This is a genomic window from Streptomyces sp. NRRL F-5650 (genome assembly GCF_000721365.1).
GTDB classification, from domain to species: domain Bacteria; phylum Actinomycetota; class Actinomycetes; order Streptomycetales; family Streptomycetaceae; genus Streptomyces; species Streptomyces ardesiacus.
The window spans coordinates 65,921-72,653 of record NZ_JOGV01000037.1 but is presented as its reverse complement, the minus strand read 5'-3'; the positions used below and the strand labels follow the sequence as shown (position 1 = coordinate 72,653).

At 68.0% G+C, this 6,733-nt stretch carries 5 protein-coding genes; 4 read left to right on the top strand and 1 reads right to left on the bottom strand.

Annotated elements, in window-relative coordinates; all coding sequences use genetic code 11:
• Window positions 1-1,385, bottom strand: a 1,385-nt coding sequence (locus tag IG88_RS0127995; RefSeq protein WP_234332332.1) for a type I polyketide synthase, incomplete at its 3' end; no start/stop codon positions are given.
• A 766-nt stretch (window positions 1,386-2,151) separates the two neighbouring features.
• Between IG88_RS0127995 and IG88_RS0127990 the strand changes: the two genes are divergently transcribed.
• Genes IG88_RS0127990 through IG88_RS0127975 form a run of 4 tightly spaced genes read left to right on the top strand, consistent with a single transcriptional unit; the run spans window position 2,152 to window position 6,728 of the window.
• Complete coding sequence (locus tag IG88_RS0127990; RefSeq protein ID WP_078861638.1) at window positions 2,152-3,657, top strand: NDP-hexose 2,3-dehydratase family protein; 1,506 nt, start codon at window positions 2,152-2,154, stop codon at window positions 3,655-3,657.
• The gene (locus tag IG88_RS0127985) at window positions 3,648-4,679 is read left to right on the top strand and encodes a Gfo/Idh/MocA family protein (RefSeq protein ID WP_031046949.1); all 1,032 of its coding nucleotides are present in this window, start codon (window positions 3,648-3,650) and stop codon (window positions 4,677-4,679) included. Before IG88_RS0127990 ends, IG88_RS0127985 begins: the two co-directional genes overlap by 10 nt.
• Window positions 4,679-5,416 carry an NAD-dependent epimerase/dehydratase family protein gene (locus tag IG88_RS0127980; RefSeq protein ID WP_031046946.1) on the top strand — a complete coding sequence of 246 codons (738 nt, stop codon included), beginning with the start codon at window positions 4,679-4,681 and terminating at the stop codon, window positions 5,414-5,416. The genes IG88_RS0127985 and IG88_RS0127980 overlap by 1 nt, the downstream gene beginning before the upstream one ends.
• A gap of 58 nt (window positions 5,417-5,474) precedes the next feature.
• Window positions 5,475-6,728 carry a glycosyltransferase gene (locus tag IG88_RS0127975; RefSeq protein ID WP_051852099.1) on the top strand — a complete coding sequence of 418 codons (1,254 nt, stop codon included), beginning with the start codon at window positions 5,475-5,477 and terminating at the stop codon, window positions 6,726-6,728.
• Window positions 6,729-6,733: the final 5 nt, after the last annotated feature.

The window sequence follows — 6,733 nt, the reverse complement described above, 5'->3', positions numbered from 1 at the left end:
CGCAACCCCGCCACCGACCGACCCGAAACCACCCACGGCACCACACCACCACACACAACACCAGCCGGACCGGACCCAACCCCGCCCCCACAAGCCTCCCCGGCCGGAGCCTGCTCCACAATCACGTGCGCGTTCGTCCCGCCCAGGCCGAACGACGACACACCGGCCAGCAGCGACACGTCCGGACGCGGCCAGGGCGAGCGCTCGGTCTGGACCTGGAGGTGCCAGTCGGCCAGCGGGATGGCCGGGTTGGGCGTTTCGAAGTTGAGGCTGGCGGGGAGTTCTCCCGCTTCCAGGGAGAGCAGAACCTTGAGCAGTCCGACGATGCCCGCTGCGCCTTCCAGGTGGCCGACGTTCGTCTTGATCGAGCCGACCTTCAGGGGTGCGTCCGCCGGGCGGGCGGAGCCGAGGACCGCGCCGAGGGCTGCGGCTTCGATGGGGTCGCCGACGGCTGTGCCGGTGCCGTGGAGTTCGACGTACTGGATGTCCTCGGGGCGTACACCCGCCGCCGTGTACGCCCGGCGGAGTACGTCTTCCTGGGCCTGCCGGCTGGGGGCGGTGAGGCTGTCACCTCCGCCGTTGTTGACGGCGCTGCCACGCAGCACGCCGTGGATGTGGTCGCCGTCCCGCAGCGCCTGTGCCAGGGGTTTGAGGAGCACGAAGCCGCCGCCTTCGCCCCGTACGTAACCGTTGGCCCGGGAGTCGAAGGTGTAACAGCGGCCGTCGGGAGAGAGCCCGCCGAACCGGGAGACGGTGAGGGTGCCGTCGAAGCTGAGGTTGAGGTTCACCCCGCCGGCCAGAGCGACGTCGCACTCTCCGGCGCGGAGGCTCTGGCAAGCCATGTGGACAGCGACCAGGGAGGACGACTGGCCCGAATCGACGGTGAGGCTGGGGCCGTTCAGGCCGAGGAGGTAGGAGAGCCGGTTGGCGATCATGCTTCGCTGCAGACCGGCGAGAGTATGGTGCGAGACCGCTTGCGAACTGCGCTGTCGGGTGAGGGTCGCGTAGTCGTCGTTCATCGCGCCGACGAAGACCCCGGCACTCAGGGCGGCCATGCTTTCGGGGGTGATGCCGCCGTTCTCCAGCAGTTCCCAGCCGAGTTCGAGCGCGAGGCGCTGCTGGGGGTCCATGGCCGCTGCTTCGCGGGGCGAGATACCGAAGAATTCGGCGTCGAACTGATCCACCCGGTCGAGGAATCCACCTCGTTCGGAGACTAACTCCGCATCGTCAGTGGCGCGTTGCTTCCACCGTCCCGGGGGCAGCGGGGTGATGGCATCGACCCCGTCGCGTAAGAGTTCCCATAATCGCACCGCGGAGTCGGCCTGCGGCAGGCGGCAGGAGAGCCCGATCACGGCAATCTGATCGACATCGTCATCGTGCCGCACCGAGCAAGCACTCCGTGACAAAGTGAACCCCCGTGAATCTTCGAAGTTCGCCGAAGCGGCCCCGAGTAATCTCTGGGCCAACACCCGACCCCACCGGCAGATACACAATGACGACCGGCGCTGATCCCCCACTGCACGGCACTTGTAGAACAGTTGACAAATGCAAGATCGACCCTGCCACACCCAACAAGACCGAGGCAATGTGATGTATGCCACGTTTAATCAGCAACTAGCCTCAAACTTTCATGAAGCGGGCTGTCCAGGAGATGATCAAAGACAGGGAAAACGCACTCCTGAGCTGCAACGACAGGAATTACCGAAGGTCATGTCGGCCGCAGGGAAAAGCACAACCTCCCTCCACACCACACGCACCCTCTGCATGCCCCGACCGGCACCGCCGGCCTGTCGGATCCCCGCACCCTGCGGCTTCGTGCTCCCGGATGCCCCATACCGGTTCCACGCCCTCCCGAACCCAGGATGACCAGCACTTTTCCACCCCCAGGAACACCAACACCCGACCGGAGCCGCAGAACCCGGCGCCCACCCTGGCAGTGTTGACAGCCCAACCCCGGGCGACGTAGGACTAGCAGGGTTCAGGAAGTCCGTGCACCAGACTCACTCCGGGTAATAGCGAGTTGACAGCACCTGACCGTTCCTGCGTGACCGTGCCTGAAGGAGCGTCGCCGCAGCCGTCCCGAGTGGGTTTCTTCACCCGCTAGTAACACGCTGGCCACAATCCCCGCCAGGGAACAAGGAGCGACTACTGATGCCGCACGCCCTGCCGGGCAGCGCCGACGTCTTAACCAGGCCGGAAATCCGGTCAGCAGCCAGAATCACCCGCTCCGTGTACGAAGCCGACCGGGCCGTCGCCAGCCTGGAGGTTTTTCATGCATGGTTCGCCGCGTACGTCGAGACGGAAAGTTCAGAGATACGCCGCATCCCGTTCACCGAACTGAAAGGCTGGCGTTTCGAGGAGCCTCACGGAAACCTCGTCCACGAGAGCGGCAAGTTCTTCTCAGTCCAGGGTTTACGGGTTCGGAACGCCTCCGGCGCGGTACCCGAATGGGACCAGCCGATCATCCATCAGCCCGAGATCGGCGTACTGGGCATCCTCGTCAAGGAATTCGACGGTATACCACACTGCCTGATGCAGGCAAAGATGGAGCCGGGCAACCACAACAGGGTTCAATTATCGCCTACGGTACAGGCGACCCGGAGCAACTACACCCAAGTGCACGGCGGTCGGCCGGTGCCCTATCTCGACTTCTTCCGCAACGCCTCCCGGCACCGGATACTGGCCGATGTCCTCCAGTCGGAGCAGGGATCCTGGTTCTACCGGAAACGCAATCGAAACATCATCGTCGAGACACGCGACGACGTGGAACTGCTGGACGGCTTCTACTGGCTGTCCGTAGGGCAGTTGCACGCCCTGCTCTCAAGCCCCGACCTGGTGAACATGGACTCGCGCACGGTCATGGCCTGTTTCCCGTTCGCCTCCCCTTCTCCGTCCGGCCGGTGGGCCTTCGACGGTGCACCGGCCGCGCGCCGGCCGGCGAAGGGCGAAAGCATCGGCTCCACGCTGGCCAGATCGCTTGATCCCCGATACGGCGCACTGCACTCCGCCGGCTCCGTCCGCAACTGGTTCACCGGAGCGCGGGCCGGCTTCACGGGCGAAGCGCGTCTGGTGGACCTCGGCAGCGTCCGCGGCTGGCAGCGCTCCGACGACCGCATCTCGCACGACCACGGTGTGTTCTTCGACGTGATGGCCGTGGATGTTCAGACCGGCAGCCGCGAGGTCTCCAACTGGACCCAGCCGGTGATCGAGGCGCGCGGCCAGGGCGTCGCCGCCTTCCTGGTGCAGCGGATCGGCGGCGTCCTGCACGTCCTGGTCCGGGTCGGCTCCGAACCCGGCTTCATGGACGCGATCGAGCTGGCCCCCACCGTGCAGTGCACTCCGGAGAACTACGCGGTCCTTCCGGCCGAGGCCGCTCCTCCGTTCCTGGACGAGGTGCTGCACGCCCCGCCCGACGCCGTCCGGTTCGACACCGTGCTGTCCGAGGAGGGCGGCCGGTTCTTCCACACACGCAGCCGCTACCTGATCGTCGAACTCCCCCCGGAGCGCGAGCTCGCGGAACCGGACGACTTCCGTTGGCTGGCCGTTCACCAGTTGTCGAGCCTCGTGCAGCACAGCAACTACCTCAACATCCAGGCCAGGACACTGCTCACATGCCTGCACAGCCTGCTGGGGCCGGCCGGAGGAGAATGCACTTGAGTACTTCCCCCTCGCCCGGTCCCGTACGGGTCGGCGTGCTCGGCGCGTCCTCGATCGCGGCGCGGCGCACCCTGCCCGCGCTGCGCGAGACACCGGACACCTTCATCACCGCCATCGCCAGCCGGGAGCAGGCGAAGGCGGAGTCCTTCGCGTCCCGGTTCGGCTGCGAGGCCGTGCACGGCTACGAACCGCTGCTCGAACGGGCCGACGTCGAGGCGGTCTACGTGTCCGTCCCCAACGCCCTGCACTCGTCCTGGGTGCGTTCCGCGCTCGAAGCGGGCAAGCACGTCCTGGCCGAGAAGCCCTTGACCACCTCCGCGGCGGACACCGCCGCGTTGGCCCGGCTCGCACGGGAGCGCGGACTGGTGCTGCGCGAGAATCTCGCCTTCGTCCACCACGGCTTCCACCGGAGCGTGGCCGACCTGGTCGCGAAGGGGCGGATCGGTGAACTACAGCACGTGGAAGCGGCGTTCTGCTTCCCTCCGCTGCCCCCGCAGGACGTCCGCTACCGGCCCGAACTCGGTGGCGGCGCCCTGCTGGACGTGGGCATCTACCCGGTTCGCCTCGCCCAGTACTTCCTCGGCGACGACCTGACCGTCGCCGGGGCCGTGCTGCGCGACGACCCGGCGTCGGGCGTCGATGTCGCGGGAAGCGCGGTGCTCGCGTCGGCCACCGGGCAGAGCGCCACGCTCAGCTTCGGCTTCCTCCACGCCTACGGCTCCCGCTACACGCTCTGGGGCAGCGACGCGAGGCTCTGCGTGGACCGTGCCTTCACTCCCCCGACGACCACGGCGCCCCTGCTGCGCATCGAGGAGCAGAACCACACCGAGGAGTTCGTCCTGCCCGCCGAGCACCAGTTCGCCAACTCGGTGGCCGCGTTCGCCGCCGCCGTGCGGCAGACCGTCGCCACCGGAGCCGACCGGGACCACGAAAGCTGGGCCGCCACGACCTTGCGGACCGCCGAACTGCTGGACGGCATAGCCAAGTCGGCAATCCGCATCGCCGCCGCGGAGGGCATCTGATGGAGATCGTCGGGAACGGCTTCATCGCCCGCAACCTGGCCGCCGTCGGTGAACGCCACCCGCACGCCACGGTGCTCGCCGCCGGTGTCTCCAGCACCAGCGTCCTCGACGGGGCCGAATTCGACCGCGAGGCAGCCCTGGTGGACGAGGTCACCCGCAGGTGCCGCGCCGACGGCCGCCTCGTGGTGTTCCTGTCCAGCGCGTCCCACGCCCTGTACGGCACCGGGACCACGGCGATGGCCGAAGGCACCGAACTGCTGCCGACCTCGCCGTACGGCAGGCAGAAGCTCCGGCTGGAGCGCGTGGTCGCCGAATCCGGCGCACCCTGGCTCGTCCTGCGGGTGAGCCACGCGATGGGACGCTGGCAGCGCCCGCACCAACTGCTCCCCGCGTTCGTCCAGCAGGTGCGCAGTGGCAGCGTGCGGCTCTACCAGGGAGCGCACCGCGACCTGATCGACGCGGCCGACCTGACCCGGGCCGTCGACGGACTGCTTGAGCAGGGCGTGGAGAACGAGGTCGTCAACGTCGCCTCCGGCAGGCCGCTGCCCATCCAGACGGTGATCCACGGCATCGAGGAGCGGCTGGGACTCTCGGCTCGGCACGAGATCGTCGACGGGCCCCAGGCCATGACCCACGTGTCGGTCGACAAGCTCTGCGAACTACTGCCCGAGATGCGGTCGGTGACCGACGCCGACTACCTCGACCGCATGCTCGACCGCTACCTGCCGTACTACTGAATCACCGCCACAACCGGTCGGCTCCCCCTCTCACTCGCCCCTTTCGTACGGAGGACTCATGCAGGTCTCACTCCTTGTCACAGGGTCACGGGGTGATGTCCAGCCCTTCATCGCGCTGGGCGCCACCCTGATGTCCCGGGGGCACTCGGTCGTTCTCGCCACCCACGCAGACTTCGAGACCCTGGTCAGGGAGGCCGGTCTGGACTTCGCCGAACTGCCGGGCAGCCCCAGGGACTTCCTGGCACATCCGGCGCTCACCGAGGCGCTGCAGCAGGGCGCCTCGCTCTTCAGGGCGGCCCGCAAGGTGCCGCGCCCGACACAGGAGCACATCCGGCTGCTGGCGTCCCGCATCGAGGAAGTGTGCAAGGGCGCCGACCTGGTGGTCAACAGCGTCCTGAGCCGGATCATGTTCGAGGACAACGGCAAGGCACCCTGGGCGTCGCTCACTTGGTGGCCGCTCAACCCGACGGACCAGTGGCCGGCCATGATGGCCCCGCAGTCCGGGCTCGGACCGCTCTACAACCGGCTGACGCACCGGATGGCCGGGCTGCTGGACTGGATCTCCATCCGGGCCTACCGCAAGCAGGCGGACATGCCGGCTCTGCCCTTCGGGGCGCCCTACCGCGAGCTGGGCCGCGACGTACCGCTGCTGTGTCCGGTCACCCGCGAGATGTTCACCGAGCCTTCCGACTGGCCGGAGCTGTCGCAGTTCACCGGATACTGGTTCTGGGACCGCGCATGGACCCCGTCCGCGGAACTGGTCGACTTCGTGGAGTCGGGGGACGCCCCGGTGTCGCTGTCGTTCGGCAGTATCTGGCCGGTGCACCAGCCGGAGAAGACACTGGAGAAGGTGCTCGGCGTGGTCCGCTCACACGGCCGACGGCTGGTGCTGGTGGGCGGCGGCCCCGAGAACGTGCCGGACGACGTGTTCCGCGTCGACGACGTGCACTACCCCTGGCTGTTCCCCCGCTCCTCGGCGATCATCCACCACGGTGGCTGCAACACGACGGGCGAGGCGCTGCGTTCGGGCACTCCCCAGGTGGTCGTGCCCACCTTCGCCGACAGTCCGTTCTGGGCGGCTCAGGTCCACCGGATGGGTGTGTCACCACGGCCCGTCCCGTTCTCGAAGTTCACCGCCGAGCGCCTCGACGAGGCACTCGGCAAGGCACTGACCGACCGGGACATGGCAGAACGGGCGGCCGCCGTCGGGGAGGCCGTACGCGCCGAGCGGGGCACCGAGACCGCTGTCGACGTCCTGGAGGACTGGGTGGTGCGGTGGAACGGCCGCCGGAAGGCATCCGATGCCGTATGACCGGG

Excerpts from the sequence above, each read along its gene's own strand:
- IG88_RS0127985 (WP_031046949.1), top strand. The coding sequence starts at position 3,648 with ATGCACTTGAGTACTTCCCCCTCGCCCGGTCCCGTACGGGTCGGCGTG.
- IG88_RS0127980 (WP_031046946.1), top strand. The coding sequence starts at position 4,679 with ATGGAGATCGTCGGGAACGGCTTCATCGCCCGCAACCTGGCCGCCGTC.
- IG88_RS0127990 (WP_078861638.1), top strand. The coding sequence starts at position 2,152 with ATGCCGCACGCCCTGCCGGGCAGCGCCGACGTCTTAACCAGGCCGGAA.
- IG88_RS0127975 (WP_051852099.1), top strand. The coding sequence starts at position 5,475 with ATGCAGGTCTCACTCCTTGTCACAGGGTCACGGGGTGATGTCCAGCCC.